The 26,531-nt window shown below is 58.0% G+C and carries 22 protein-coding genes; 10 read left to right on the forward strand and 12 right to left on the reverse strand.

Features of this window, described 5'->3' with window-relative positions:
- Window positions 1-54 precede the first annotated feature (54 nt).
- Window positions 55-738 carry a DUF502 domain-containing protein gene (locus DI396_RS04845; RefSeq protein WP_110795058.1) on the forward strand — a complete coding sequence of 228 codons (684 nt, stop codon included), beginning with the start codon at window positions 55-57 and terminating at the stop codon, window positions 736-738.
- 39 nt (window positions 739-777) lie between these two features.
- Here DI396_RS04845 and DI396_RS04850 read toward each other — a convergent pair whose 3' ends face one another.
- Complete coding sequence (locus DI396_RS04850; RefSeq protein ID WP_110795059.1) at window positions 778-1,812, reverse strand: patatin-like phospholipase family protein; 1,035 nt, start codon at window positions 1,810-1,812, stop codon at window positions 778-780.
- Window positions 1,813-1,873: 61 nt separating this feature from the next.
- Complete coding sequence (locus DI396_RS04855) at window positions 1,874-2,659, reverse strand: 3-hydroxybutyrate dehydrogenase (protein WP_110795060.1); 786 nt, start codon at window positions 2,657-2,659, stop codon at window positions 1,874-1,876.
- Between the two features lie 355 nt (window positions 2,660-3,014).
- Between DI396_RS04855 and DI396_RS04860 the strand changes: the two genes are divergently transcribed.
- The 7 genes from DI396_RS04860 (at window position 3,015) to DI396_RS04890 (ending at window position 10,344) form a co-directional block, all read left to right on the forward strand.
- Window positions 3,015-4,826: an extracellular solute-binding protein gene (locus tag DI396_RS04860; protein WP_204362794.1), complete on the forward strand. Its 1,812-nt coding sequence runs from the start codon at window positions 3,015-3,017 to the stop codon at window positions 4,824-4,826.
- 1 nt (window position 4,827) lies between these two features.
- A complete protein-coding gene (locus DI396_RS04865; RefSeq protein ID WP_110795062.1) occupies window positions 4,828-4,950 on the forward strand; it encodes an entericidin EcnA/B family protein in 123 nt (40 codons plus the stop codon).
- A 40-nt stretch (window positions 4,951-4,990) separates the two neighbouring features.
- A complete protein-coding gene (locus tag DI396_RS04870) occupies window positions 4,991-6,526 on the forward strand; it encodes a class I adenylate-forming enzyme family protein (RefSeq protein WP_110795063.1) in 1,536 nt (511 codons plus the stop codon).
- A 100-nt stretch (window positions 6,527-6,626) separates the two neighbouring features.
- Window positions 6,627-7,265 carry a DsbA family oxidoreductase gene (locus DI396_RS04875; protein WP_110795064.1) on the forward strand — a complete coding sequence of 213 codons (639 nt, stop codon included), beginning with the start codon at window positions 6,627-6,629 and terminating at the stop codon, window positions 7,263-7,265.
- A 4-nt stretch (window positions 7,266-7,269) separates the two neighbouring features.
- Window positions 7,270-7,665 (forward strand): potassium channel family protein, encoded by a 396-nt coding sequence (locus DI396_RS04880; protein ID WP_110795065.1) that lies wholly within the window; start codon window positions 7,270-7,272, stop codon window positions 7,663-7,665.
- 140 nt (window positions 7,666-7,805) lie between these two features.
- Complete coding sequence (locus DI396_RS04885; RefSeq protein WP_110795066.1) at window positions 7,806-9,014, forward strand: MFS transporter; 1,209 nt, start codon at window positions 7,806-7,808, stop codon at window positions 9,012-9,014.
- 106 nt (window positions 9,015-9,120) lie between these two features.
- Window positions 9,121-10,344 carry an NADP-dependent isocitrate dehydrogenase gene (locus tag DI396_RS04890; protein WP_110795067.1) on the forward strand — a complete coding sequence of 408 codons (1,224 nt, stop codon included), beginning with the start codon at window positions 9,121-9,123 and terminating at the stop codon, window positions 10,342-10,344.
- Between the two features lie 117 nt (window positions 10,345-10,461).
- On the opposite strand, the gene DI396_RS04895 is transcribed toward DI396_RS04890, so the two are convergent.
- Window positions 10,462-11,337 (reverse strand): NAD(P)-dependent oxidoreductase, encoded by an 876-nt coding sequence (locus tag DI396_RS04895; RefSeq protein WP_110795068.1) that lies wholly within the window; start codon window positions 11,335-11,337, stop codon window positions 10,462-10,464.
- 83 nt (window positions 11,338-11,420) lie between these two features.
- Between DI396_RS04895 and DI396_RS04900 the strand changes: the two genes are divergently transcribed.
- On the forward strand, window positions 11,421-13,895 hold the full coding sequence (locus DI396_RS04900) for a penicillin acylase family protein (protein ID WP_110795069.1): 2,475 nt from the start codon (window positions 11,421-11,423) through the stop codon (window positions 13,893-13,895).
- Between the two features lie 48 nt (window positions 13,896-13,943).
- On the opposite strand, the gene hflX is transcribed toward DI396_RS04900, so the two are convergent.
- The 4 genes from hflX to trkA form a co-directional block, all read right to left on the reverse strand.
- Window positions 13,944-15,218, reverse strand: coding sequence for a GTPase HflX (gene hflX, locus DI396_RS04905; protein WP_110795070.1), 1,275 nt, complete (start codon window positions 15,216-15,218; stop codon window positions 13,944-13,946).
- Window positions 15,218-15,457: an RNA chaperone Hfq gene (gene hfq / locus DI396_RS04910; protein ID WP_110795071.1), complete on the reverse strand. Its 240-nt coding sequence runs from the start codon at window positions 15,455-15,457 to the stop codon at window positions 15,218-15,220. The genes hflX and hfq overlap by 1 nt, the downstream gene beginning before the upstream one ends.
- Before the next feature lie 132 nt (window positions 15,458-15,589).
- Window positions 15,590-17,152, reverse strand: coding sequence for a TrkH family potassium uptake protein (locus tag DI396_RS04915; RefSeq protein WP_110795072.1), 1,563 nt, complete (start codon window positions 17,150-17,152; stop codon window positions 15,590-15,592).
- Between the two features lie 14 nt (window positions 17,153-17,166).
- Window positions 17,167-18,543 (reverse strand): Trk system potassium transporter TrkA, encoded by a 1,377-nt coding sequence (gene trkA / locus DI396_RS04920; protein ID WP_110795073.1) that lies wholly within the window; start codon window positions 18,541-18,543, stop codon window positions 17,167-17,169.
- A gap of 155 nt (window positions 18,544-18,698) precedes the next feature.
- Here trkA and DI396_RS04925 point away from each other — a divergent pair, with 155 nt between their 5' ends.
- The gene (locus tag DI396_RS04925; RefSeq protein ID WP_110795074.1) at window positions 18,699-19,157 is read left to right on the forward strand and encodes a hypothetical protein; all 459 of its coding nucleotides are present in this window, start codon (window positions 18,699-18,701) and stop codon (window positions 19,155-19,157) included.
- A 92-nt stretch (window positions 19,158-19,249) separates the two neighbouring features.
- On the opposite strand, the gene ntrX is transcribed toward DI396_RS04925, so the two are convergent.
- The 5 genes from ntrX to dusB form a co-directional block, all read right to left on the reverse strand.
- A complete protein-coding gene (ntrX, locus tag DI396_RS04930; RefSeq protein ID WP_110795075.1) occupies window positions 19,250-20,671 on the reverse strand; it encodes a nitrogen assimilation response regulator NtrX in 1,422 nt (473 codons plus the stop codon).
- 7 nt (window positions 20,672-20,678) lie between these two features.
- Window positions 20,679-22,916, reverse strand: coding sequence for a sensor histidine kinase NtrY-like (locus DI396_RS04935; protein ID WP_235851767.1), 2,238 nt, complete (start codon window positions 22,914-22,916; stop codon window positions 20,679-20,681).
- Window positions 22,917-23,091: 175 nt separating this feature from the next.
- Entirely contained in the window at window positions 23,092-24,462 is a 1,371-nt protein-coding gene (locus DI396_RS04940; protein ID WP_110795076.1) for a response regulator, read from the reverse strand.
- The gene (locus DI396_RS04945; protein WP_110795077.1) at window positions 24,462-25,541 is read right to left on the reverse strand and encodes a two-component system sensor histidine kinase NtrB; all 1,080 of its coding nucleotides are present in this window, start codon (window positions 25,539-25,541) and stop codon (window positions 24,462-24,464) included. Before DI396_RS04945 ends, DI396_RS04940 begins: the two co-directional genes overlap by 1 nt.
- Window positions 25,538-26,497, reverse strand: a complete 960-nt coding sequence (gene dusB, locus DI396_RS04950; protein WP_110795372.1) for a tRNA dihydrouridine synthase DusB — start codon at window positions 26,495-26,497, stop codon at window positions 25,538-25,540. Before dusB ends, DI396_RS04945 begins: the two co-directional genes overlap by 4 nt.
- Window positions 26,498-26,531 lie beyond the last annotated feature (34 nt).

The raw sequence follows: 26,531 nt of genomic DNA on the forward strand, positions 1-26,531 counted from the left end.
AGCGTCCTGTGCACCTAGGTTCATTCAAGTTGCGTAAAAAGAAATGACCCATCCATGACCGAGCCGTTTCAGGACTTCAACCACGCCAAACCAAAGCTTCTCGCACGCCTACGATCGAATTTCCTCACCGGCTTGGTGGTCATTTTGCCCGTCGCGCTGACCGTTTGGCTGGTTTGGACAATGTTCGGCTGGGTGGACGGCGTCGTCCTGCCCCTCGTGCCCGCGTCGGTACAGCCCGAAAAATACATCGGCATCAACCTGCGCGGTGTCGGGGTTATTTTCTTTTTGCTGTTCACAATTTTTGTCGGATGGATCGCCAAAGGCCTGTTAGGCCGGTCGATGATCCGTTGGGGTGAAAACCTTGTCGGGCGAATGCCCTTTGTCCGGTCCATCTATTCCGGTGTGAAACAAATCGCCGAAACGGTCTTCGCCCAAACCGAGCGCAGCTTTGAAACCGCCTGCCTCGTGCAATACCCGCGCAAGGGCGTTTGGGCCATTGGCTTCATCTCCACCAAAGCCAAGGGCGAGATTTCCGATCGGGCCGAAACCTCGGGCGATTTGCTATCAATCTTTATTCCGACCACGCCAAACCCGACATCTGGATTCTTGCTGTTCTTCCCACGCGAAGATGTCATCGATTTGGACATGAGCGTGGAAGAAGCGGCAAAATTGGTTATCTCGGCCGGCTTGGTCTATCCCAACACTGAAAAACCCGAAGATCCAGTCCGCAGCAAGTAACACCAAGAACGCGCCCAAACCCCATATTTTAAAACGATTTTATCCGAACATCTCGGGAAGGTCCGCGCTGCTTTTACGACCCAAATCTCTCTTATGCGCGTCTAAAAAACCCTCGGCCGCCTTACGGCCCGCTGCTTTGAGCGAGGCCAAAATATAGGGGTTCGGCATCATTTTGGTGGTTTCCGACAGGTCCAGCATAAAGTCATCATCGCCGATGATATGCACCAGAACTTGCTTCATCTGCCCCTTGGCAACGGTGCCGTTTTCGATCAACCGTTGCACAAATTCGACGGCCCGCAACTCCCGCAGCAACGAGGAATTGAAACTGATCTCGTTAATCCGGTTTTGAATTTGTTGCGGCGTCACCGGCAATTCCTTGCGCGCCAAAGGGTTTATGTTCACGATCACGATATCATCGGGCAACGCCGGATCGAACAGCGGAAACAAAGCCGGATTGCCGCTATACCCGCCATCCCAATAGGGCACGTTTTCGCCGGTTTCCGGATCGGGGATTTCCACCGCCTGAAACATCGTTGGTAAGCAGGCCGACGCGAGAATTGCATCTGTATTGATCTCCGACCCGCTAAAAATGCGGATTTTTCCGGTATGCACATTCGTCGCACCGATGAACAATTTTGGCCCGCCTTCGGCACAGACCTGATCGTATTTAAATTGCTCGACCACTTCGTTCAACGGGTTTGAGTAAAACGGCCCATAGGAATAGGGCGTGGTCAGCCGGGTGAAGCTATCGCCCATCGATACCGCCCAAGCATTTGATATGGCAGAGGCAACATGCGCCGGGCTGGGCAAGAAGCCCGTCATCCAATGCGGCATCCTCAGATCGTTCAGCGCCCCCATCTGCGCCCAAAGCCAATCCAGATTTTCACGCGCGCCTTCGCGCCCGCCGTATATCCATCCCGATTTGAATGCCGCCCCGTTCAGCGCCCCCGCCGAGGCGCCGGAAATGCCCGCCACCTCGATCTCTTCATCATCCAGAATGCGATCCAACACACCCCATGTAAACGCCCCATGCGCGCCGCCACCTTGCAATGCCAGATTGATCCGGATCGTCATCGTCTTTTCCTTTCAATAGCTTGCAAATCACGCCGCGAATTGGACCGATCGGTCCACTGCCCTATAGCGCGGTCCAGCCACCATCTACGCTCAATGTCGTGCCGGTGATCTGCGTCGCCGCATCCGAGCACAAGAAAACCGCCGTGCCGCCCAATTGCTCCACCGTGGCGAACTCTTTCGACGGTTGCCGTTCAAGCATGACCTTTTCGATCACCTCGTCACGACCCATACCGTATTTCTCCATGGTGTCAGGGATTTGCGCCTCGACCAACGGTGTCAAAACATAGCCGGGGCAAATCGCATTGGCGGTGATCGGATCGCGCGCGGTTTCAAGAGCAACCACTTTGGTCATTCCAACAATCCCGTGTTTCGCCGCCACATAGGCCGCCTTATAAGGCGATGCCGTAAGCCCATGCGCCGAGGCGATATTGACCACCCGCCCCCAACCGGCCTTGCGCATCATCGGCAAGGCCGCCGCAGTGGTGTGAAAGGCCGAATTCATATTGATCGCGATGATCGCATTCCATTTATCGACCGGAAATTCATCAATCGGTGCGACGTGCTGAATGCCCGCATTGTTGACCAAGATATCGCAAACGCCCGCCTGCTCGATCAAGGCACGGCATGCGGCGCCATCGGACATGTCGGCCTGTATGTATCGCGCCTCGACGCCGGTGACATCGCTGATCTCCTTGGCCAAAGCGTGATCTTCTTCGCTGTTGGTGAAGGAATTGAGCACAACATTTGCCCCCGCCTTGGCCAGTTCCTTGGCAACGCCAAGCCCGATGCCCGAGGTCGATCCGGTAATAACGGCGGTTTTTCCGCTGAGCGGTCCATTGAGTGACATGATCTCGTCTCCAATTGCTGTCTTCAACAGAGTAGATGCTGCGGATGCGAAATCAAATGCCGGATTCGTGACCAAAGAGATTCGCGGCACAATCCGAGGAGAAATTCACCCGCGTGACGCAGGCCGCCACGGCACGCAAAGCAAACTATACATAGCTGTAAGCCAAAAAAAAACGCCAGCACGAAGCTGGCGTTAAGTTATTGAGGCAGGTTTCATACAGGCAAGAAACCTATCGAGCAGTGACCCCTTTATAAGCAAATGCGCGCCGCACTCCAAGCTAAAAGTTTGAAAACCCACGAAACCCCCGTTAGGTATCGAATGAGCAAAACAAGGGCAAAGCAGGATTGTTGCAAATATGAGGCCAGTATTTTTCCGCGCAAAAGCCCCGAAAATTGCGGCGTTTTGTGCTCTGATTGCCCTGCCGCATATGGCCATGGCGCAACCGCAACATGGCATAGCTATGTATGGACACCCTGCCCTTCCACCGGATTTTGTGTCCCTCCCCTACGCCAACCCCGATGCCCCGCACGGCGGGCGCATCACCACCGGCAACACCGGCAGCTTCGACAGCCTCAATCCTTTTGTGCTCAAGGGCACCGCGCCTTGGCAGCTGCGGTTCATGGGATATGAATCCCTGATGGGGCGCTCGTACGACGAACCCTTCACGCTTTACGGTCTACTCGCCGAATCGGTCGAGGTCGGGCCGAATCGCCAATGGGTTGAATTCACCCTGCGCAAAGAGGCACAGTTTTCCGATGGTAGCCCGGTGACCGTCGAAGATGTGATCTGGTCTTTCGATATTCTTGGCCGTGAGGGCCATCCGCGCTATCGCGGTTTTGCCGGTCACACCAAAGAGATTACCCAAACCGGCCCGCGCAGCCTGCGCATCACCTTCAACACCGAAGACCGCGAATTGGCATTGATCGCCGGGCTGCGCCCGATTTTACAAAAGGCACAGTTTGCGGATAAAGATTTTGCAAACGTCACCGATGCGCCGATTGGGTCCGGCCCCTATGTGGTATCAAATTACGAGTTGGGCCGCCGCGTCACCCTGCGGCGCAATCCCGACTACTGGGGCAAAGATCTGCCCTTGCGGCGCGGCACCAACAACCTTGATGAAATCCGGATCGAATTTTTCGGCGACGCGACCGTTCTATTCGAAGCCTTTAAGGCCGGCGAGCTTACCGTTCTGCGCGAAGACAACGCCGAAAAATGGGACAGCCAATATGATTTCCCCGCCGTGCAGCGCGGAGACGTGATAAAAGCGGAAATTCCCCATAAGAAACCATCCCGTATCACCGGTTTGGTCATGAACACCCGCCGCGCGCCCTTTGATGATATCGCCGTGCGCGAGGCCCTGATGCAGGCGTTCAATTTCGAATTTATCAACGACACGCTGACCGGCGGACGCCAACCGCGCGTGACCTCGTATTTCTCCAACTCCGAATTGGCGATGTCCCTTGGCCCTGCGACCGGACGGGTCCGCGCGCTTTTGGCCCCCTTTGCCGATCAGCTGCCACCGGAGGTCATGACCGGCTATGCCCTGCCGCAATCGGACGGCAGCGCCCGCAACCGCAAAGGCATCCGCCGCGCCATGAATGCCTTGGAAAACGCCGGTTGGTCGGTCGAGGATGGCAGATTAACAAAGGACGGCAAGCCGCTGTCATTCAGCATCCTTTTACGCCAAGGCAGCGGAGATACACGGGCCATTGTCGATCTTTATATTCAGGCGCTGGAGCGTCTTGGCATCACCGCCCGAATCGAAACTGTGGACAATGCGCAATATGAGGCGCGCCAAAGCAGTTTTGACTTCGACATGACCCAATTTCGCCGTGACCTGTCGCTCAGCCCCGGGAATGAGCAACGCTATTACTGGGGCGCCGATGCCGCCGACACCGAAGGATCGCCAAACCTCATGGGGGTCAAACAGCCCGCCGTGGATGCGATGATCGACGCGCTATTGACCGCCACCGACCGGGATGATTTTCTCGCTGCGGCGCATGCGCTTGACCGGATCCTGACGGCCGGGCGTTATGTGATCCCGTTCTATCAATTCAACATCAGCCGCATTGCCCACGCCAAAGCCCTTCACTATCCGGCAACGACGCCTATATATGGTGATGGGGTGTGGTTCATGCCCGAAGTCTGGTGGTATCAGGAGGAATAACATGCCGCTTAAACCCGTTTTCGCCGCCGCCCTTCTTGGCCTGGTTTTGGCCGGATGTGCCACGGTTGAAGGCATTGGTCGCGATATTTCAGGCGGGGCACAACGTGCCTCAAACTGGTTCTGATCGCCTTGTTCTGCTCTGCTGTCAAAGGCAAAGACGCCCCATGACATCTGTGTTTGATGCCGGTCCTGCGGCGCCTTGCCCGGCGCCGTTCAACCTTGCGGCGCATGTGCTGGCGCACGCCCGCGATCTGGGTGACAAACCCGCGCTTGAGGTCTTGAGCCCTGACAGGTCTGAGATCTGGAGCTACGACCAACTGGAACGAGCGGTGCGCGGCATCGCCACAGGGTTGCTACAACGCGGATTAAAACCGCGAGACAAGATATTGATGCGAATGGGAAATACGGTTGATTTCCCTCTGTCATACTTGGGTGCAATCGCGGCCGGAATGGTGCCGGTGCCCACCTCGTCGCAATTGACCGCGCCCGAAGTGGCCAAGATGATCACTGCGCTCGATCCCGCCGCGATCCTGTTCAGCAATGGCATCGCCGTGCCCGAAAACAGCGGGTGCACCGAAATCGGACAGGCTGAGCTTGACGCGATGCACGCGCTACCGCCCGCCGATTATGAGATGGGCGACCCCGAGCGCTTGGCCTATATCATCTATACCTCCGGCACCTCGGGGCAACCGCGCGCCGTTTGCCATGCCCATCGCGCCATTTGGGCGCGACAAATGATGCATGCCGGATGGTCCGGGTTGCGGATCTCCGACCGGTTGCTGCATGCGGGTGCGTTCAATTGGACCTTTACACTTGGCACCGGATTGATGGACCCGTGGAGCATCGGCGCCACGGCTTTGATCCCCGAAGACGGCACCGCACCAGAGGCGTTACCCGCTCTTTTGCGCAAGCACAAAGCAACGATTTTCGCCGCAGTTCCAGGGGTTTATCGCAAGATATTAAGTCAGCCGAACATCCCCGACCTACCGGATTTGCGCCATGGATTGGCCGCCGGAGAGAATTTACCCGAAACGCTGCGCCGCGCATGGCAGGCCGCCACCGGCGGGCAGATATACGAAGCCTTCGGCATGTCGGAATGTTCGACCTTTATTTCGTCGAGCCCGACAACCCCTGCCGAAAACGGTATGATTGGCCGCCCGCAAATCGGCCGCCGCGTGGCTTTGATTGATCCTGAAACCGGCGAGATCGTGCCACATGGCAGCGCCGGCACAATCGCAATACACCGCAGCGATCCGGGCTTGATGCTGGGCTATCTCGGGGCTGAGGACGAGACAAATTCCAAATACATCGACGATTGGTTTATCACGGGTGATCAAGCGGTTATGGACCAAAGCGGAGGTGTTTCCTACCTTGGCCGCGATGATGATATGATGAATGCAGGCGGCTTTCGCGTCTCGCCGCTCGAAGTCGAGGCGGCGCTTTTGCCGCATCCTGACATTCGTGAGATCGGCGCCACCGACATCAGGGTCAAAGAAGGCACCAGCGTCATCATGGCGTTCTACACCAGCGACACCCCGATCGATGAGGCGGCGCTCAAAGACTATGCCGCCGCGCGGCTTGCACGGTATAAACAGCCGCGCGCCTACATCCGCTTGCCGAAACTGCCAAGCAATCCAAATGGCAAACTCTCCCGCCGCGCTTTAAAAGAAAGCCACGAGGCGCATCTGCGCAGAACGTGATGCGCAGCCTCATCCCGTTTCTGGCACATGCCTCGGCGGGATTATCCTTTCCCTTTGCCGATGCGCCCCTTACCAAAGTAAGGGTACAAAAGGAGGCCTCATGGTCAAACTCGATATTATCTCCGACCCGATTTGCCCATGGTGCTTTATCGGTAAAACCCTGCTTGATCGCGCGTTAGAGGCGCGGCCGGACCATCCTTTTGTGATCGAATGGCATCCGTTTCAGCTCAATCCAGATATGCCGGTTGAGGGTATGGAGCGCCGCGCCTATCTCGAAGCAAAGTTTGGCGGCGCGGAGGGTGCGGATAAAACATATGGCGCGATTGCGGACCACGCCAAAGAGGCCGGCGTCGAGATTGATTTCGACGCAATCACCCGCACCCCCAACACCTTTAACGCCCATCGGTTGATCCATTGGGCGCAGCTTGAAGGCAGACAAACCGCCGTGGTCTCGCGCCTGTTCAAAGCCTATTTCCAAGAGGGCCGTGACATTGGAAATGCCGATGTTCTGGCCGATATCGCGGATGGGGTCGGCATTGATGCCTCTGTGGTGTTGCGGTTGTTCGATTCGGATGCGGACCGCGACACTTTGACCGATCGCGAAACCCAGTTCCGGAAAATGGGTGTCACCTCTGTTCCGACCTTCATCGTCGCCAGCCAGCACGCCGTGCCGGGCGCCCAACCCACCGAACTCTGGCTTCAGGTGATGGACGATATTGCCGCGCAAGCAAGGGAATAACTCCATGCGTTTGGTAAAAGTTACCGCGTTACTTTCAACGGTTATATTGATCATCGGCTCGGGAACGGTGTTCTTTCACCACGTCGAAGGATGGTCCTGGCTCGACAGTTATTTTTTCACCGTGGTGACCCTGTCAACGGTCGGTTACGGGTCCATCGTGCCGGTCACGGCGGTCGGAAAAATCGGCACAACGGTGTTCATCTTTGTTGGCTTGGGGATTTTCGCCTTTGCCTTGCAACAATTTGGTGCCTTCACGGCGCGCAAGCGCGAAGAGCACACCGAATGGCTCGTCGCACAGCTTGGCCATGGCCACCTCCACGGCCGCCATCCGCCCCCCGAGCCCCAGGCCGACAACGCTGCCGATGCCCCGCATCACACCGGCCACTCCCCCAAACCCTAACCAGATCATTGCGGTGGACCGAACGGTCCACCGACCCAAAAACTTCTGTGATTCAGCGCACAGAGCAAACGCCGCGCGCGCCTCTGGCACAGCATCGCCGCCAATGCTAAAGCCACGGAGATCCCAACGCCGGAGTCCCCATGCCATCCAAACCTCAATCTCGCATTGAATTCATTGCGCTCATGGCAATGATGGTCGCAACCGTCGCCTTTTCCGTCGACTCGATGTTGCCTGCGCTGCCGGAAATCGCACAGGATTTAACGCCCGACCGGCTCAACCATGCACAATTGATCATCACTGCTTTTGCCATGGGCATGGGCATCGGCACGTTATTTACCGGACCGCTGTCCGACACCTTTGGGCGCAAACCGGTGATTGTCGCCACCGCCGCACTATATATCATCGGTGCGGCGCTGTCTTATCTGGCCCCGACGATTGAATTGATGATCGCCGCGCGGGTCTTGCAAGGGCTCGGAGCCGCCGGGCCACGCACCATTTCCATGGCTGTGATCCGCGACCTGTATTCGGGGCGCGAAATGGCGCGGCTGATGTCCTTTGTGATGATGGTGTTCACAATGATCCCCGCCGTGGCGCCTTTGATCGGGTTTGGCATCATGTCGATCACCGGATGGCGCGGCATTTTCCTCGCCTTTATCCTGTTTTCGGTGATCTCGACCCTTTGGATGAGCCTGCGCCTTGACGAACCCCTGCCCAAGGACCGCCGCCGGTCGCTTGACCTGCGCCGTTTGGCCACGGCCTCCCGCGAAATGCTCTCCATCGCGATGGTCCGGCAATCGATTTTTGTTCAAACCATGTGCTTTGGCATGTTGTTCACCTCGATCACCATGATCCAACAGATCTTTGACCAGACCTTTGATAAATCCGCGTCCTTCACCTTCTGGTTCTTCTCCATGGCGCTCTGCGGGGCCTGCGCCAATATGCTTAACGCCGCGCTTGTGGTGCGCATTGGCATGTGGCGTATTGCGACCGGCATGCTTGCGCTGCTGATCCTGGCCAGCCTCCTGATGCTTGGGTTCTACGCCACCGGTCCGGCGCTCGGGGCGCTGTTCATCGGGTATCTGTTGTGGCAAGCGATGGTGTTTTTCCAAATGGGCATGACCCTCGGCAATCTCAATGCCATGGCCATGGGGCCTTTGGGGCATATTGCCGGTCTGGCGTCATCCATCATCGGCGCCTTATCGACCGTTGGTGGCGCGGTTATTGGCTCTGTCGTCGGGCAAATGTTCGATGGCACCCCGCAACCCTTGATCACCGCCTGTGCGATCATGTCGGCGGCGGCCTTTGCCACCATGCTACGCATGAACAATCTCGAAGCGCGCGCCGCCTGACCGCCTTTATATGCGACATAGATTTGCGCCTTACCTTTCCCTGACGGCGCGGTTGCGCTAGCCTTGCTGCATATGCAAAGCACGCCACAACCGGTAAGGATTGCCCATGTCAAAAATCAAAGTGGAAAACCCCGTTGTCGAGCTCGACGGTGATGAAATGACCCGCATCATGTGGCAGTTCATCAAGGATAAATTGATCCTGCCATATCTCGATATTGATCTGAAATACTACGATTTGGGGATGGAAGCGCGCGACGACACCGATGATCAAATCACCATCGACGCCGCCGAAGCGATCAAAACCCACGGCGTTGGCGTGAAATGCGCAACCATTACCCCCGACGAGGCGCGCGTCGAAGAATTCGGCCTGAAAAAAATGTGGCCCTCGCCCAATGGCACCATCCGCAATATCCTTGGCGGGGTGGTGTTCCGCCAACCGATCATCTGCAACAATGTGCCACGTTTGGTGCCCGGTTGGACCAAACCCATCGTCATCGGCCGCCATGCCTTTGGCGACCAGTATAAAGCCAGCGACTTTAAATTCCCCTCGGCGGGCAAGCTGACGATGAAATTTGTCGGCGAAGACGGCACCGAGATCGAGCGCGAGGTCTATGACGCGCCCTCCTCTGGCGTCTTTATGGGCATGTATAACCTTGATGCCTCGATCCGCGATTTCGCCCGCGCCTCGCTCAATTATGGCCTTATGATGGGCTGGCCGGTCTATCTCTCGACCAAAAATACCATTTTGAAACAATATGATGGTCAATTTTTGCAGATCTTCCAAGAGATCTATGAGCAAGAGTTCCAAGACCGCTACAAAGAAGCGGGCATTTGGTATGAACACCGCCTGATCGACGACATGGTCGCCTGCTGTATGAAATGGAATGGTGGCTTTGTCTGGGCTTGCAAAAACTACGACGGCGATGTGCAATCGGACACCGTGGCCCAAGGCTTCGGCTCGCTTGGCCTCATGGCCTCGCAATTGATGACGCCGGACGGCAAAATTGTCGAAGCCGAAGCCGCTCATGGCACCGTGACCCGCCACTATCGCCAACACCAAAAGGGCGAGGCCACCTCGACCAACTCCATCGCCTCGATCTACGCATGGACCGGCGGCCTCAAACACCGTGCAAAACTTGACGATAACGCGGCGCTGAAAACCTTTGCCGAAACTCTCGAACGCGTCGTTGTTGAGACGGTCGAAAGCGGCTTTATGACCAAAGACCTCGCACTATTGGTCGGCCCTGAACAAAAATGGCTCACCACAATGGGTTTCTTGGAAAAAATCGACGAAAACTTGGGGAAATCCCTCGACGCCGCGCTCGCCTGATCTTTCTGCTTTCTTCAAATATCCACGCCGTAGGCACATAAATCAAAGCAAAAGACCGGCCCACAAGGACCGGTCTTTTTCATTTGAAAACAGGCTCATGCCAGTGGACCAATCGGTCTATTCCCCCGCATCCGTCAATCGCTTGATCAAGCTCGACGTATCATAACGCCCGCCGCCCATGCGCTGCACGTCCTTGTAAAATTGATCGACCAAGGCCGTCACAGGCAGGCTCGCGCCGATCTCGTCGCCGGTCGACAGGCAAATCCCGAGATCCTTGCGCATCCAATCCACGGCAAACCCGTGCTCGAATTCCCCATCGAGCATCGTCTCATAGCGGTTTTGCATCTGCCAACTGCCCGCCGCGCCCTGCGAGATCACCTCGACCACATCGCGCCCGTCCAATCCGGCCTTTTGCGCGAAATGCAGGGCTTCGGATAGCCCCTGCACCAGCCCTGCAATGGCAATCTGGTTGCACATCTTGGCCATCTGTCCCGCACCGCTCGCGCCCAGACGTTTGCAAATCTTCGCATAGGCATCAATCACCGGCGCCGCAGCCTCATAGGCCGCAACATCGCCGCCGCACATCACCGACAGAGCACCATTTTCCGCCCCCGCCTGCCCGCCCGACACCGGCGCATCCACGAAATGAATGCCTTTTCCCTTGGCCGCAGCATAAAGCTCTGCGGTGACCTTGGCTGACACCGTGGTGTGATCGACGAAAATCGCCCCCGCTTCCATGCCCGCAAAGGCGCCATCCTCGCCCAAGCAAACCGAGCGCAAATCGTCGTCGTTGCCCACACAGGCCATGACAAATGTGGCACCCTGCGATGCCTCGCGCGGGGTCGGTGCGGATGCACCGCCATAGGCATTAGACCAATCGGTCGCCTTCGCCGAAGTGCGGTTATAGACCGTGACGCTATGGCCCGCGCTTTGCAAATGCCCCGCCATCGGGTATCCCATCACGCCCAATCCCAAAAATGCACATGTCGCCATCGACTTTCCCCTTGCGCTGATCCTGTCTAAAAGGTTGTGAAACCGTAGCGCGCGGATATCAAGGCAAAACAGGACGACATCCAATGGCAACCCTACTTAGATGGCTTATCCGGATCGCGGGCACTTTGATCCTGCTGTCGCTGCTGATCGTCCTCGCGGTCTATTACCTCGCCTCGCGCAGCCTGCCCGAATACAATAAAACCTTGTCCGCTCAGGGCCTTGTAGCGCCGATTGAGATCGTCCGCGATCATGCGAATGTGCCGCATATCCTTGGTCAGACCGACACCGACAGTTTTTTTGGCCTCGGCTATGCCCATGCGCAAGACCGGCTTTGGCAAATGGTGACGCTGCGCCGCACAGCGCAGGGGCGGCTGTCGGAAGTGTTCGGACCGCGGATGTTGGACGTGGACCGGCTGATGCGCCGCTTGGACCTTCACGGATTGGCGCGGGAATCGCTGCCGGACCTCAAACCGGACACCCGTGCCATTTTGGACGCCTATGCAGCAGGGGTGAATGCGCGGATGGCCGAGATCAACCGCGATGCTCTGGGTCGGGGGGCGCCCGAGATGTTCATCTTCAATGCCGCCATTGCGCCATGGAACGCTGCGGATTCCGTGGCTTTGATCAAACTGATGGCCCTGCAACTGACCGGTCACCTCAACAGCGAGGTTTTGCGCGCGCGCACCTCTCTCCGATTGGCCGACCCGTCACGGATTGTCGACATTCTACCCGATGCGCCCGGAGCTGGAATCGCCCGCCTGCCCGATTATGCGGCGCTTCTTCCCGATCAAGCACGGCCGCTTGAGTTCGCCGCCAGACCCGCACCCAAACCGATCGGTCCACTGTCGCCGTTTCACAGCCTTGCCCATACCGGTGCCTCGAATGCCTTTGCCGCCGCACCGACGCGGTCGGCCGCTGGCGGCACGCTTCTGGCCGCAGATCCGCATTTGGGCTTTTCCGCCCCGTCCATCTGGTATCTGGCACGGATCGAACTTGCCGCCGGCGGTGTTATTGGCGGATCGATCCCGGGAATTCCCGCGATCATGACCGGGCGCAACGCCGATTTAGGATGGGGGCTGACCGCCTCATATCTTGATGATCAAGACCTCCATATCGAAGAGATCAACCCGCAAAATCCCAATGAATACCGCACGCCGGAAGGGTTCAAACCCTTTAAAACCCGCAAGAGCATCATCGAAATCAAAGACAGCGCGCCGATGACCATCACTTTGCGTTGGACGGACAATGGTCCGGTGCTTCCGGCCGGGGACTTCAACCTTGGCATCATCACCCCCGCCGGCCATGTGATGAGCCTGAATTGGACAGGGCTCAGCGGCGACGACACCTCGATGGATGCGGTGATCGGATTGATGCGGGCCAAATCCGTGCGCGCCGCCATTGATGCGGGCGCGGCGATGGTATCGCCGTCGCTGAACCTGATGTTGGCCGACCGAGAAGAGATCGCGATGAAAACCATCGGCGCCATGCCGCGCCGGGATGCCAACCACCAAAGCCAGGGCCGTTTGCCATCGCGCGGATGGCGCCCCGAAAACCGTTGGCAGGGTCTGCTTCCCTATCGCGCCAATCCCGAATTTGTCGCGCCGCAAGGGGGGCTTTTGGGGAATACAAACAACAAGATGGTCGAACGCCCCTTCCCCATGCACCTCAGCTTTGAATGGGGCGACACCCAACGTATCCGGCGTTTGGAACGATTGATGAAAAGCCGCGAAATCCACACCCGCGACAGCTTTATCGAGGCGCAACTCGACAGCGTCAGTTATTCGGCGCGCGCGGTGCTGCCGCTCATCGGGGCTGATCTTTGGTATACCGGCGAGGCTGCGCCCGCCGGAACGCCCGAACGGCTGCGGCAACGCGCCTTGGAGTTATTGGCCAATTGGAACGGTGAAATGAACGAGCATATGCCCGAACCGTTGATCTATGCCGCATGGGTCCGGATGTTACAGGCGCGGTTGATCCAGGACGATCTTGGCCCTCTGGCAAAGGAATACACCCATGTCGACCCGCTGTTTCTGGAACGGGTGTTTCGCGATATCGACGGGGCCGCGCAATGGTGTGACGTGGCACAAAGCACGCCAATCGAAACCTGTTCCGACGTCTCGCGCATGGCTCTGGACGACGCGTTGATCTGGATTTCCGAACGCTATGGCACACATCTTGAAAGCCTGCGTTGGGGCGATGTGCATCAGGCCACCCACGACCATCCGGTATTGGGCGAGGTGCCGCTTTTGCGCTATTTCGTCAACATCCGCCAAAGCACCTCGGGCGGCGACAATACATTGATGCGCGGGCTGACCTCGGGTGCGGAAAACGATCCGTTTGAGAATGTCCATGGTGCGGGGTATCGCGGTGTCTATGATTTTGCGGACCCCGACAGTTCGGTATTTGTCATCTCTACCGGCCAATCCGGACATTTCCTGAGCCGGCATTACGATGATTTGGCACAGCTCTGGCGGCGCGGCGAATATATCCCGATGTCGTTGGATGTTGATTTGGCCCGTGCGGCGGCCACCGGCGTGACCGTGATTAACCCGCAGTAAGCCATTGTTTTTATGGGAAACGTCGCAGAAGACCAATCAGTCTGATGCTCACATATCGCGGAATCGCTTTTCCTGACGGTTGGTCCAGAGGAGGTCGAATTCAAATCCCTCCTCGGTTTGCCGTTCGGCTTCGACAATCTCTTGTTCGAACAACCACGCACGTTTACGCCCTTCCGAAAACGGCAGGGTCAAAGTGGTCATATGTTTGGCCAACTCAAGCCTGTCCGCAATCGCTTCAAGCAAGGGAGAAATTCCCTCGCCAGTGACCGCCGAGAGCGCATAGGTGTCCTCGGCACGGCCGGCGCGGGTGACCGCCGCCTCATGCTCCTCCGCGTCCAGAAGGTCGATCTTGTTCCACACTTCCAGCATCGGAATGCGCGCATCCAATTTCAGATCGTTCAAAATCTGATGCACATTGCGGGCTTGCCCGGCCGTTTCGGGATGCGAAATGTCGCGCACATGGATGATCAGATTGGCACCCAAGACTTCTTCGAGCGTGGCGCGAAACGCCGCGACCAATTCGGTCGGCAAATCGGAAATGAACCCCACCGTGTCCGAGAGGATCACCTCGGGGCCACCCTCGGGCAGTTGAATGCGCCGCATGGTCGGATCGAGCGTGGCAAAAAGCATATCCTTCGCCATCACCTCTGCGCCCGTCAACCGATTGAAAAGAGTTGATTTTCCGGCATTGGTATATCCCACCAAAGCCACAATCGGATAGGGGATCTTCGCCCGCGCGGCGCGGTGCAATTCACGGGTTTTCACCACCTTCGACAATTGCTTGCGAATGCGCACCAACTGTTCGTCGATGGCGCGCCTGTCGGCCTCGATCTGTGTCTCGCCGGGACCGCCGACAAAGCCAAGCCCGCCGCGTTGCCGTTCAAGGTGCGTCCATGCCCGCACAAGCCGCGTGCGTTGATAGCTGAGCGCCGCCATATCAACTTGCAGCACCCCCTCACGGGTGCGGGCACGATCCGAGAAAATCTCTAAAATCAATCCGGTACGGTCGAGGAGCTTCACCCCCCATGCCTTTTCCAGATTGCGTTGCTGCACCGGTGTGACCGGACCATCGACCAACACAAGGTCAATCTCTTCGGCCTCGAACACCGCCTTCAATTCATCCATCTTTCCGGTGCCGAACAAATGCCCCGGATGCGGTTTGGCCACGCGCACAACATCGGCGCCCACCACCTCAAGATGCGGCAAGGCAGCAGCCAGAGAGACCGCCTCTTCAAGCGCAAGCGCAGAAGCGCGGGCGCGGTGTTCGGTTTTTATATCAGGATGCAACACCCATGCGCGGGTGGCCTCCTGTCCATGTTCCATCAATTGGCGTCTTCGCCCTCATAAAGGCTGATCGGTTGCGACGGCATAATCGTCGAGATCGCGTGTTTATAAACCAATTGCGATTGCCCGTCGCGGCGCAGCAGCACACAAAAATTATCAAACCATGTGATCACACCTTGCAGTTTGACCCCGTTGATCAGGAACACCGTCACCGGCACCTTGGTCTTGCGCACATGATTGAGGAATGCATCCTGCAGGTTCTGACGGTCGGAAGCCATGTCTGATCACCTTTATTTTTCTCTTGGGCCGCAAATCGGCATGCTGTTTGATCCGTGTCGAAGTATGACGGGCAATGACAGCAGTTTCCAGCCCCAAAATGCAGCGCCTCTTTGACGCGGCACGCATGCGCGTCAGTTGCGCCACACTGACGGCGCGGCCAATGCAACAATCGCCAATGTCTCAAGCCGCCCCAAAACCATCGCCGCGCAGAGAACCAGTTTCGCACCCACGCTCATATCCACCAGAACAATCGGCACATCCGAGGCGATGGAAATCAATGGGCCCGTGGTAGACAGGGCGGCGATGGCCAAAACCGTGGCCTGTTCGAAATCCGCACCGAAACCCGCCAAAACCACAATCACCAAGGACAGAGAAACCGCGAACAACATAAAAAAGATCCACGCCACAAAGGCCCCGTTGCGGCGGATGCGGCGACTATGTGCGCCGGCACCGCCAACCGAATGCGGATGCACCAATTTTTCCATCTCGCGCAACCCGTTGAGGTAGAGCGCATAAACCCGCAGCAACTTTACCCCGCCCGCCGTTGTGGCGACGCCGCCACCAACCAAAGCCAACCCCATCAAGATCAACCCGGTGGTGCTCAACCCCGACCAATCCTGTGCCGTGCTCCAATCCGCAGAGACGAAGCCGGTGGTCGACAAAAACGACAGCACAGTGAACACCCCGCCCCAAAGCGCATGCAGCGCGGCCAAGGCACCCATACCATCATCCAATTCGAAACTGGCAATGAAATGCCGTGCAAACAACAACAGCGGCACGCCCAGAACCAAAAGGATACCGATACGAAACTCCGGATCATGGCGCAAACTTTGCCGTTGCCCCGTGGCGCTGTCGGATGAAAAGGTCAACCGAGACAGGGCAAAGAGAAGGAAGAGAAAAATAACCATCTCTCCGGCGATCCCCGAAGAGGTTCCAAGGCCCAGAGACGCCGGCGTACCGGCATCGCCCATTGCACCGGGGGCAAGCCCGCCAACCGGCGAAATGCCGCTGGTCGCCATGGTCGACATCGCATGGCAGAGCGCCACAAACGCACGGTCGCCCGTCACCATCAGCAAGATCCACAGCACCAGCGTCAGCCCGACATAGATCGGCAGGAGCTGCGCCGCAGAGCGCAGCAACCGCAACGCCGGATCGGCGCCGTCCTGGCGGTCGGCGGCGGTGTCGCCCTGTCCCGGCTCGGCAAAGGAGGTGACTTCGAACCCGCCAAGGTTCAAGGGCGCCAAAACCGCCGCCGCGACGACCCAAATCAGGAAACCGCCAAGCCACCCGACTTCGGCCCGCCACAAATGCAAGGCCGCCGGCAAACGCTCGGCATCGGGGAACAATGTCGCCCCCGTGGTGGTCAGAGACGACACCATCTCGAAATAGGCATTCATAAACGAGGTGGTATTGAGCGCATCATGGAACGGCACCGCCAAAAACACAGGCAACAACAGATAGGCCGCCAAAAGCGCCAGCAAGTTGCCAACGCCGCCGCTGGTGCGCCGCCTGCGGCCCGATAAAGAAATCGCGATCAATACAGATGCGGTCAATCCCAAGGTGCCGGCATAGAAAAACGCCCGCGCCTGCGCATGCTCGCCAAGCCGCAAACCATAAATCGCCGGTGCATACATCGCCGCCGCCGCAATCGCGGTCAAAAGCAAAAACAAGGGAAGTTGAACAAGGCGCTGCATCACATTGATCTATCTTAGAAAAAGTCGATTGAGACCTGCAAGAGTCGCTCAACCTCCGGCACATCCGCCGCCATAGCAAAGAGCACAATCACATCGCCTTCGTCAATTTTCACGCCGCCAAGAGGTTTGACCACTTTGTCATTCTTGAGGATCGCGGCAACCAAGACACCTTCGGGGAAATCAATATCGCGCACTGTCCGACCGGCAATCGGAGAGGTCGACAGAACCTCGGCTTCGATGACCTCGGCTTCGGCATCACCGATGGAATAGACACCGCGCACCCGCCCGTGACGGATATGGCGCAAGATCGAGCTGACCGTTGTGGCCCGCGGATTGATATAAGCATCCACCCCCAGCGGTCCGAGCAACGGCACCAAGGTCGGATCATTGATCAAGGCGATGGCCATCGGGCAGCCTTCGGCCTTGGCCCGCACCGCCGCCAACATATTGGTTTTATCATCATCGGTGACGCAAAGAACCGCGTCGGCGCGGCTGATATTCGCTTCAGCCAGCAAGGCCGCGTCCAACCCGTCACCATTCAAAACAATCGTCCGCTCCAACTCTTCGGCGGCACGTTCGGCAATCTTGCGGCTCTTCTCGATCACCTTGACGCGAATCTTCTGGGTGCGTTTTTCCAACGCCTTGGCCACCGCAAGCCCGACGTTGCCGCCACCAACAATCACCACGCGCTCTTGTTTTTTCGACGTCTTTCCAAATACTTCCAAGGTGCGCGGAATGTCCTCATTGGGCGCGAACACATAGCAATTATCGCCAACAAACAATTGGTCCGATGAGGCGGGCACAAACAACCGCCCGTCGCGGCGCACCCCCACCACGATCACCCGCAGGGTCGAAAACAGATCGGTCAATTGCCGCAACGGCGTGTTCACCACGGGGCAATCCTCATCGATGGTGATCCCCATCAAATGCGCTTTGCCGCTCAAGAAGGTTTCGGTGTCGAAGGCCGCAGGCGCGGCCAACCGTTGCAGCGCCGCCTCCGCCACCTCGCGTTCGGGGCTGATCACCACATCAATCGGCATGTGATCGCGGCGATACAAATCCGAATAAATCGCCGTCAGGTAACTTTGCGCCCGCAATCGCGCCACTTTGCGCGGCACAGAAAACACCGAATGGGCGACCTGACAGGTGACCATATTCACCTCGTCCGAATAGGTCGCCGCAATCACCATATCGGCATCGCGCGCGCCAGCACGATCCAGCACATCAGGATAGGAGGCGAAACCGGAAATCCCTCGAACATCAAGAGCATCCGTCGCACGGCGGACCAGATCAGCATTGCTGTCCACCACGGTGACGTCATTTTTTTCTCCCGACAGATGGCGGGCGATTTGCCACCCGACCTGCCCCGCGCCGCAGATAATGACCTTCATAAAAGCCGTTCCCGTGCTTGTTCATATACTCCCGCCACGCTAGCGGGTTGAGGCGCGAAATGACAGAAGCGAATATGCCCGTCAAATCAATTGTCTTTTGCCCGCCGGCTGCGCAAGCTGGCGGCAATCAATCCCCATCTCTGTAGAGGTCCGCTATGATCCTGTTTCGCCTGTTGCCCGCCCTGCCCGCTGTGGTTTTGCTCGCGGGGTGCCTGCCGATCGAGACCTATCACAAGACCGGCGCGCCGGTGGCGCGGGTCCAAAGTGACGAGGTGGAGTGCAAGGTCGATGCTTTGAAACAGGTGCCGGTGAATACGGTGACCAGGTCCATTCCCGGCCAATATGTGCCCGGCCGCAAAATCTGTAACCCGCGCGGATGCTACCGCACCGCCGGACATATGACCCCGCCGCGCATCGAAAGTTATGACAGCAATGCGGGTCTGCGCGGTCAAGTGGTCGAGCAATGCATGCAGGCCCAGGGATATAAACGCGTCAAACTGGAACGATGCACCGCAACCGGCGCGATGACCCTTCCCGCGACGCAACCCGCCTTGAATACGCAGTCATGTCTGGTCCGCGCCCAAAACGACCAATGGGTTATTGTCACACCCTAAGATCGCTCGCGGGAAAACCGGCCACAGCGCACCCAAAAGCGCATCACTATCGGGGACTGGACCAATCGGTCCACGCCCGATTTAGACCTGCGTTACCCTGCCTCTTCGACGGCCTCCTCGTCATCCACATGGGCGACCCGTGCGCCGGATTTATTCGACGTGACCACCCCGAGAGATTTCAATTTGCGGTGCAGGGCCGATCGTTCCATTCCGACAAACTGCGCCGTGCGAGAAATATTTCCACCGAAGCGGTTGATCTGTGTGAGCAAATATTCGCGTTCAAAGGCCTCGCGTGCCTCGCGCAGCGGCATCGTCGCCAATGTGCCGGAAAGGATCACGCGGCCTTCCTCGCCGCCGCCACCGCCGCCGTCGCTCGGCAATTCCGCAGCCTCGATTGCACCGCTGCCCTCGCCCAAAATCAACACCCGTTCCATCATGTTGCGCAACTGGCGCACATTGCCGGGCCAAACCATCGTTTGCAACATCGCCACGGCTTCGTCGCTGAGTGTGCGCAGCTGCAAGCCTTGGGTTTTATGGAACATCTCCAAAAAGTAGCCCGCCAAAACCGGAATGTCCTCGCGGCGGTCCTCCAATGACGGCACCGCGATCGGCACCACGTTCAACCGATGAAACAACTCCTGACGGAAGCGTTCGGCTGCGATTTCGGCCTCCAAATCGCGGTTGGTCGAGGAAATGACCCGCAAATCCACTTTGACCTTGGCCGATCCGCCGACCCGCAAAAATTGTTGATCCACCAACACCCGCAGAATTTTTGATTGTGTTCCCAAAGGCATATCCGCGACCTCGTCGAAATAGATCACGCCGCCGTTGGCCTGTTCCAACAAGCCCGGCTCAACACCGCGATCGGCACCCTCACGGCCAAACAGCACCTCTTCCATCCGCTCGGGTTCGATCGACGCACATCCCACCGTGACAAAAGGCGCAGAAGCGCGAGCCGAATTGGCATGAATATAGCGCGCCGCAACCTCCTTGCCCGCCCCCGCCGGTCCGGTCAACATCACCCGGCCGTTGGATTTGGTCACCTTTTCAAGCTGTCCCATCAAGGTTTTAAACGACACAGACCCGCCGACCATCTCGCTCGGCCCCACATCCTTGCGTTTCAATTCGGTGTTCTCGCGCCGCAGACGCGAAGTTTCCATTGCCCGCCGGATCACCACCATCAACTGATCGATATTAAAGGGCTTTTCGATAAAATCATAAGCACCCTGTTTGATCGCCGCGACGGCAATTTCGATATTACCATGGCCGGAAATGATCACCACCGGCACCTCGGGATAATCACGTTTGACGCACTTCAAAATGTCGATCCCGTCCATCTGGCTGTCTTTCAACCAAATATCCAGGATCATCAAACTGGGCTGCTGCTCCTCGACCGCTTTCATGCAATCGTCGGAATTGCCCGCCAGCCGCGTGGTGAACCCCTCGTCCTGAAGAATGTCTGAAATCAACTCGCGGATGTCGCGCTCATCGTCCACAATCAGAATATCGCTCATGTGTCCCTCATACCGTTTCATTTACTTCGGTTTCCCCGCCCTGCGCCGTTGGCGACGTCCGGGGCGCGAGTGGCAAGCGTATCACCGCCATTGCCCCCGCATGCATCGTGCCGCCGAACAGCGGCGCGTCCTCAAGCGCAAGGCTTCCGCCGTGCTCTTCAATAATTTTCTTCACAATCGGCAGGCCAAGGCCGGTGCCCTTGTCGCGCGTGGTGACATAGGGTTCGAACAACCGGCCGCGATCTTCTGGCCATCCGGTGCCATTGTCCGCGATGCGAATTTCCGCCATGTCGCCCGCCTCGACGAGGCTGATTTGAATGGTGGGCACATAGCCCTCTGGCGCGCCGGCTTCGTTTAGGCTTTCGGTCGCCTCGCCGGCGTTTTTGATCAGATTGGTCAAAGCTTGATGGATCATCGTCGCGTCCAGATCGGCATTCACAACCCCATCGGCCCCCTCCAAAGTGATCGTTACATCGGGTTGCCCCGCCCGTTGCAACACCACGGATTCGCCCAAAATCGAGGCAATATTTTCGGGGCGGCGCTGCGGCTCGGGCATGCGGGCAAATTTTGAAAACTCATCAACAATTCGCCGCAAGTCATTGGTTTGACGTATAATAACACCCGTGAGCTGTTCGAGGTTCTCCCCCAACTCCTCATCCAGATGGCGGGTGAATTTCCGTTTGATCCGTTCTGCCGACAATTGAATGGGCGTGAGCGGATTTTTGATCTCATGGGCGATCCGGCGGGCGACATCGCCCCATGCCGCCATGCGCTGTGCGGCGACCAAATCGGTCACATCATCAAACGCCACCACATAGCCTTCGCGCAATCCCTCATCCGAGCGCCGCGTTGACATCCGCACCAACAGGTTTTCCACCTGTCCGGCGCGCGCCACTTTGATTTCTTCCTGCACCACCTCGGAGCCGCCATGATGCAGCCGTGTGAACAGCGGCCCGAACTCTGGCACCGCCACTTCAACGGCCACGCTTTGCCGTTCTTCGTGCCAATCCAACAGCCGTTCGGCGGACCGGTTCACGAAGGAAATGCGCCCCTCTGCATCCAAACCGACAACCCCGGAGGTGACAGAGCTGAGCACGGAATCAAACATCCGGCGCCGGCGTTCGGTTTGCTCATTGGTATCCAAAAGCTCTTGCCTTTGGCCCTTCAACTGTCGGGTCATCTGGTTGAAATAACGGCCAAGCTGGGCGATTTCATCCTCGCCCTCCTCTTCGACCACCTGCACATCAAGATTTCCCGACCCGACATGCTGCGCTGCGGAGGTCAACCGCCCGACCGGTCGCGCCAAACGTTCCGCAAACCAAAGTCCAAGCCAGATCGCCGCCAAAATCAAAATCACGGCAAACCCAAGGTAGAGCAGACCAAATTCAAAAAGCACCCGCCCGCGTTCGCTCTCCAATTGGGTGTAAAGCCGCGCGGTTTCCTGGGTCTCGTCCAACAGGTTGAGGATATCTCCATCGACATTGCGACTGACGTAGACCAATCGGTCCACAAAAGCCTCAAGCGGGACTAAGGCCCTGAATTCATTGTTATCCCAATCCTGAATGATCAACAGCCCTTGATCAATCGCGGTGGCGATCTGCTCTGCTGTCGGCTGTTCGAAATTGAACAAATACGACCGTTCCCCACGGGCCCGCAGCGTGCCACTGCTGTCGATGACATAGGCTTCGCGCAAGCCGCGCTGGATCTGAGTCTGTCCTTGGGTCAAGACCTCGCGCACCTGCCCGTCTGCCATGAAGCCGCGCGTGCGCCGCGTGGCATCCACGAACCCCGCAAGCGCTCGCGCATCCTGCGCCAAATCGCGGCGGTGCTCGTCTTCATAGGCCTGTGCCGCTGCCAGCGACGAGCCAACCACTTGGCGCACCCGTTCGGAAAACCACCCCTCCAGCCCAACATTCACCGTCAACATTGCAAAAATCGCCACGGTCACCGTTGGGATCAGTGCCATCAATACGAACACACCGGTCAGCCGCAGGTGCAATCGCGATCCCGCCGAATGCGCCCGCCGCGCGGCAACCATCTGTGCCACCCGTTGCAATACCAATGCGGCAATCGCCAAAATATAAATCAGATCGGCCAGCAGGATCAGCCGCAATGACAAAGACGCCGCGCCCTGATCCAGGGGGCCGAGAACAAGAAAAGTCGCCAGGGCCAAAACCGGGCCCAGCACCACAAGCCCGAAGGTTGCCGCAGTCTGCACACGTTTCTGGCGCCGCAAGCGTTGCAGCTTTCGCCAAGTCTGTTTCCGTCTAGGGGAAGCCAACCGCTGCCCTCTTCCTGATGTGCTGATACAAATGTGCCACAACACCCCAACAGGATGCGGAGGTCTCTGCTCAGCGAACCGCCATATTTTGTGGTCCTCTCAAGGCATGACGCCTTTGGGCCACTCTTATGTTGCCCTTTTACATCAACTTGCGGCGTCGTGTCACGCGAATATCGAGGTCGGTGATCTTCTTGCGCAAAGTATTCCGGTTAATCCCCAAAAGATCCGCGCATTTTGCCTGATTTCCACCGGTTGCATCCAATGCAATTTCGATAAGAGGCATCTCGACCTCACGCAAAATCCGCGCATAGACCCCCGGCGGCGGCAACATATTGCCGTGCAAATCAAAATAGCGCCGCAAATGCCGTGCCACGGCGCCCGATAGCTTCTCGGTGTCGGCCCCGCCAAGCGCCGGTTCAAGCTCGGGCTGATTGCCTAAAACGCTCTCGACCTCGCTGCGGTTGATTTCGTCAGCGCGGGCGGTCAACACCAACCGACGGATTGCATTTTCAAGCTGTCGCACATTGCCCGGCCAGCTGTAGACCCGCATCAATTCAAGGGCATCATCGGCAAATCGCCGCGCCGCCGATCCATCCCGTTCGGCCCGGGCCAGAAAATGGTCGGTCAGGAGCGGGATATCATCCACCCGTTCGCGCAACGCGGGCACATGAAGCGACGCACCAGACAGCCGGTAATACAGATCCTGCCGCAGCTTCCCCTCATCCATCGCGCGGCTCAAATCGCTTTGACTGGTGGCCATGAACCGCGGCGTTGAATCGCCGGGCGTGTCCATCATGCGCACAATGCGCGCTTGAACTTCGCTGTCTATATCGCTGATTTCATCAAATAAAACCGTCCCACCTTTGGCCCGCGCCAAGACTCGTGATGGCCCTTCCAATTCCGACAGATCCGCCGCCGTTGCCGTCACAAATGGCAGATTACGCCGGTCGGAAAAATCATGGATCGCCCGTGCAATAAGAGATTTCCCAGTGCCGCTTTCGCCCGAGATCAGCACCGAGAGATCGGTGTTCATCACCTTGGCCACCAACCGATAAAGCGCCTGCATCGCCGGGGTGCGCCCGACCAATGGCAGCTCATCGGGGCGATCTTTGACCTCGACCTGCGAGGGCGCCCCGCCAGCAGTGCGCCGCACCTCAAGCGCCCGCGCGGTGCGCTTCATCAGATCCGGTAAATCGAACGGTTTGGGCAGGTAATCATAGGCCTCGGCCTCGGCCGCCTGAATCGCGGTCATGATTGTGTTTTGCGCCGAAATTACAATCACCGGCAATCCCGGCCGGTCTTCGGCAATTTTGGGCAACATTTCCAGACCATTGCCATCCGGCATCATCACATCGGAAATTACCACATCACCTTTGCCTTCGGCGACCCACCGCATCAGCGTGGTCAGGGAAGAGGTCGCATGCACCTTGCACCCGGCGCGGGTCAAAGCTTGGGTCAAAACGGTGCGAATCGTGCGGTCGTCGTCAGCGACCAAAACAGTGCCATCCATCAGGAGGTCTCCTCTGCGTTACGGGGGGCAAGCGGTAGGGAAATGCGAAATGTCGTGCGGCCCGGGATGCTATCGACCGAGATCCACCCGTCATGATCCGAGATGATCTTGCTGACGAGGGCAAGCCCAAGCCCGGTGCCGTTCTCGCGGCCCGACACGAAGGGGTCGAAAATATCCCCCGCGATCTCCGGCGGCAGGCCGGGACCATCATCGATAATCTCGATTTGTAACGGTAAAGACACCCCCGAACCATCGGCGCGGCGCAATCGAAAGCTGTGCTCGTAATAGGTATGAAGGCGAATATTTCCTCCTTTTTTATCGGCAGCTTCCGAGGCGTTCTTCAACAAGTTCAACACCACCTGCAGCAATTGATCGGGATCCCCCGCCGCCGAAGGCAAAGAGGGGTCGTAATCCTCGGCGATTTTCATATGGGCCCCGAATCCAAGCAAAGCCGAACGCCGGGCGCGGTCAAGCACATCGTGAATATTAACCGCCTTTACGCGCGGGCGGGACAGATTGCCGAATTGTTCAACCTGTTCCAAAAGTCCGACAATCCGGCGGGTTTCCTCGACGATCAGATCGGTCAACTCCTGATCCTCCTTGCTCAATCCCATCGACAACAGCTGCGCCGCGCCGGTGATGCCGGCCAAGGGGTTCTTGATCTCATGGGCCAACATCTCGGCCATGCCAATCGCGGATTTCGCCGCCGATTTGACCGAATGGTTCTGCGTCATCCGCCCCGCCAATTCACGCGGCGAAATCAAAAACATCATCACCCGCGGCGCATCATTGAGCGGCGAGATTTGCAAATTACAATGCAGCGGCGCGCGTTCGCCGGTGCCCACATCCACATCATTGACAAACAGGGGCGAGGATTGCGCGCGCGCGCGGCTGAACGCCTCTTCAATTTGTGCGTCGATGGCGAGGCGGTCCCACAATGGTTGCCCCTGAATGCTTTTCGCCGAGGTGTTCAAGAACCCTTCGGCGGCGGGATTGATGTCGAGGATCAGATCATTTTCATCGACCAAGAGCGCCGGCACCGGCAAAGAGGTCCAGATTGCCTCGTAAGATGCAGTCATGCCGCCGCCCTCCCTTCGTCAATTGCCTGCGGAATAAGTTTCAGCACCTCAGCACTCTCGCCGCAGGTCAACACCGCGCGGCGCAACGGTTTCGGCGTCTGCGCCGCATCCATATACCACCCCAAATGCTTACGCGCGGTCCGCAGGCCAAGATCCGCGCCATAGAAGCTGAGCATTGCTTCATAATGCGTTGAAATCATATCAGAAAGGTCAGATCCGCGCGGCACGTCCGGCGCGCGTCCACCATAAAGGCGATGCGCAATTTGGGCCAACAGCCACGGGCGCCCCTGCGCTCCGCGCCCGACCATCACCCCATCCGCACCCGAGACCGAAAGCGCCCGCTGCGCCGTCGCCGCATCGACGATATCCCCATTGGCGATGACGGGGATGTTCACCGCCTGCTTCACCGCCCGGATCGCCGCCCAATCCGCGCGTCCTTTATAAAACTGGCATCTGGTGCGACCATGTATCGTGACCATTTGTATTCCTGCATTTTCCGCCCGCGCCGCCAATTCCGGGGCATTCATCATATCCGCGTCCCAACCGAGCCGCGTTTTCAAGGTCACCGGCACGTCGACCGCGCCAACCACCGCTTCGATCAACCGCAACGCGTGATCCAGATCGCGCAGCAAGGCCGAACCGGAATAGCCATTCACCACTTTTTTCGCGGGGCAGCCCATGTTGATGTCGATCACCCGTGCGCCACTGTCTTCGATCTGCTGTGCGGCCCGCGCCATCCATGTGGCCTCGCGCCCGGCGATTTGCACCGATGTGCCCGCGACACCAAATCCCAATTCCGCCTTCTCGCGCACACCGGGTTTGCCTTGGACCATCTCCTGACTGGCGACCATTTCCGACACCACCAATCCGGCACCGAAGCTGGCGACAAGAGAACGGAACGGCAGATCGGTGATCCCCGCAAGCGGCGCCAACAGCACCGGCGGTGTGATTGTCATCTCTGCCAACGCAAGGGGCACGCGCTTAATCCTT

It is taken from the genome of Litorivita pollutaquae (assembly GCF_003205515.1).
GTDB lineage: Bacteria > Pseudomonadota > Alphaproteobacteria > Rhodobacterales > Rhodobacteraceae > Litorivita > Litorivita pollutaquae.

Coding starts and splice junctions, on each gene's coding strand:
- ntrX (WP_110795075.1), bottom strand. CDS start 20,671: ATGAGCGATATTCTGATTGTGGACGATGAGCGCGACATCCGCGAGTTG.
- DI396_RS04845 (WP_110795058.1), top strand. CDS start 55: ATGACCGAGCCGTTTCAGGACTTCAACCACGCCAAACCAAAGCTTCTC.
- DI396_RS04885 (WP_110795066.1), top strand. CDS start 7,806: ATGCCATCCAAACCTCAATCTCGCATTGAATTCATTGCGCTCATGGCA.
- DI396_RS04860 (WP_204362794.1), top strand. CDS start 3,015: ATGAGGCCAGTATTTTTCCGCGCAAAAGCCCCGAAAATTGCGGCGTTT.
- DI396_RS04850 (WP_110795059.1), bottom strand. CDS start 1,812: ATGACGATCCGGATCAATCTGGCATTGCAAGGTGGCGGCGCGCATGGG.
- DI396_RS04945 (WP_110795077.1), bottom strand. CDS start 25,541: ATGACTGCATCTTACGAGGCAATCTGGACCTCTTTGCCGGTGCCGGCG.
- DI396_RS04870 (WP_110795063.1), top strand. CDS start 4,991: ATGACATCTGTGTTTGATGCCGGTCCTGCGGCGCCTTGCCCGGCGCCG.
- DI396_RS04875 (WP_110795064.1), top strand. CDS start 6,627: ATGGTCAAACTCGATATTATCTCCGACCCGATTTGCCCATGGTGCTTT.
- DI396_RS04925 (WP_110795074.1), top strand. CDS start 18,699: ATGATCCTGTTTCGCCTGTTGCCCGCCCTGCCCGCTGTGGTTTTGCTC.
- DI396_RS04900 (WP_110795069.1), top strand. CDS start 11,421: ATGGCAACCCTACTTAGATGGCTTATCCGGATCGCGGGCACTTTGATC.
- DI396_RS04940 (WP_110795076.1), bottom strand. CDS start 24,462: ATGGATGGCACTGTTTTGGTCGCTGACGACGACCGCACGATTCGCACC.
- hfq (WP_110795071.1), bottom strand. CDS start 15,457: ATGGCTTCCGACCGTCAGAACCTGCAGGATGCATTCCTCAATCATGTG.
- dusB (WP_110795372.1), bottom strand. CDS start 26,497: ATGACAATCACACCGCCGGTGCTGTTGGCGCCGCTTGCGGGGATCACC.
- DI396_RS04890 (WP_110795067.1), top strand. CDS start 9,121: ATGTCAAAAATCAAAGTGGAAAACCCCGTTGTCGAGCTCGACGGTGAT.
- DI396_RS04880 (WP_110795065.1), top strand. CDS start 7,270: ATGCGTTTGGTAAAAGTTACCGCGTTACTTTCAACGGTTATATTGATC.
- DI396_RS04855 (WP_110795060.1), bottom strand. CDS start 2,659: ATGTCACTCAATGGACCGCTCAGCGGAAAAACCGCCGTTATTACCGGA.
- trkA (WP_110795073.1), bottom strand. CDS start 18,543: ATGAAGGTCATTATCTGCGGCGCGGGGCAGGTCGGGTGGCAAATCGCC.
- hflX (WP_110795070.1), bottom strand. CDS start 15,218: ATGGAACATGGACAGGAGGCCACCCGCGCATGGGTGTTGCATCCTGAT.
- DI396_RS04915 (WP_110795072.1), bottom strand. CDS start 17,152: ATGCAGCGCCTTGTTCAACTTCCCTTGTTTTTGCTTTTGACCGCGATT.
- DI396_RS04895 (WP_110795068.1), bottom strand. CDS start 11,337: ATGGCGACATGTGCATTTTTGGGATTGGGCGTGATGGGATACCCGATG.
- DI396_RS04865 (WP_110795062.1), top strand. CDS start 4,828: ATGCCGCTTAAACCCGTTTTCGCCGCCGCCCTTCTTGGCCTGGTTTTG.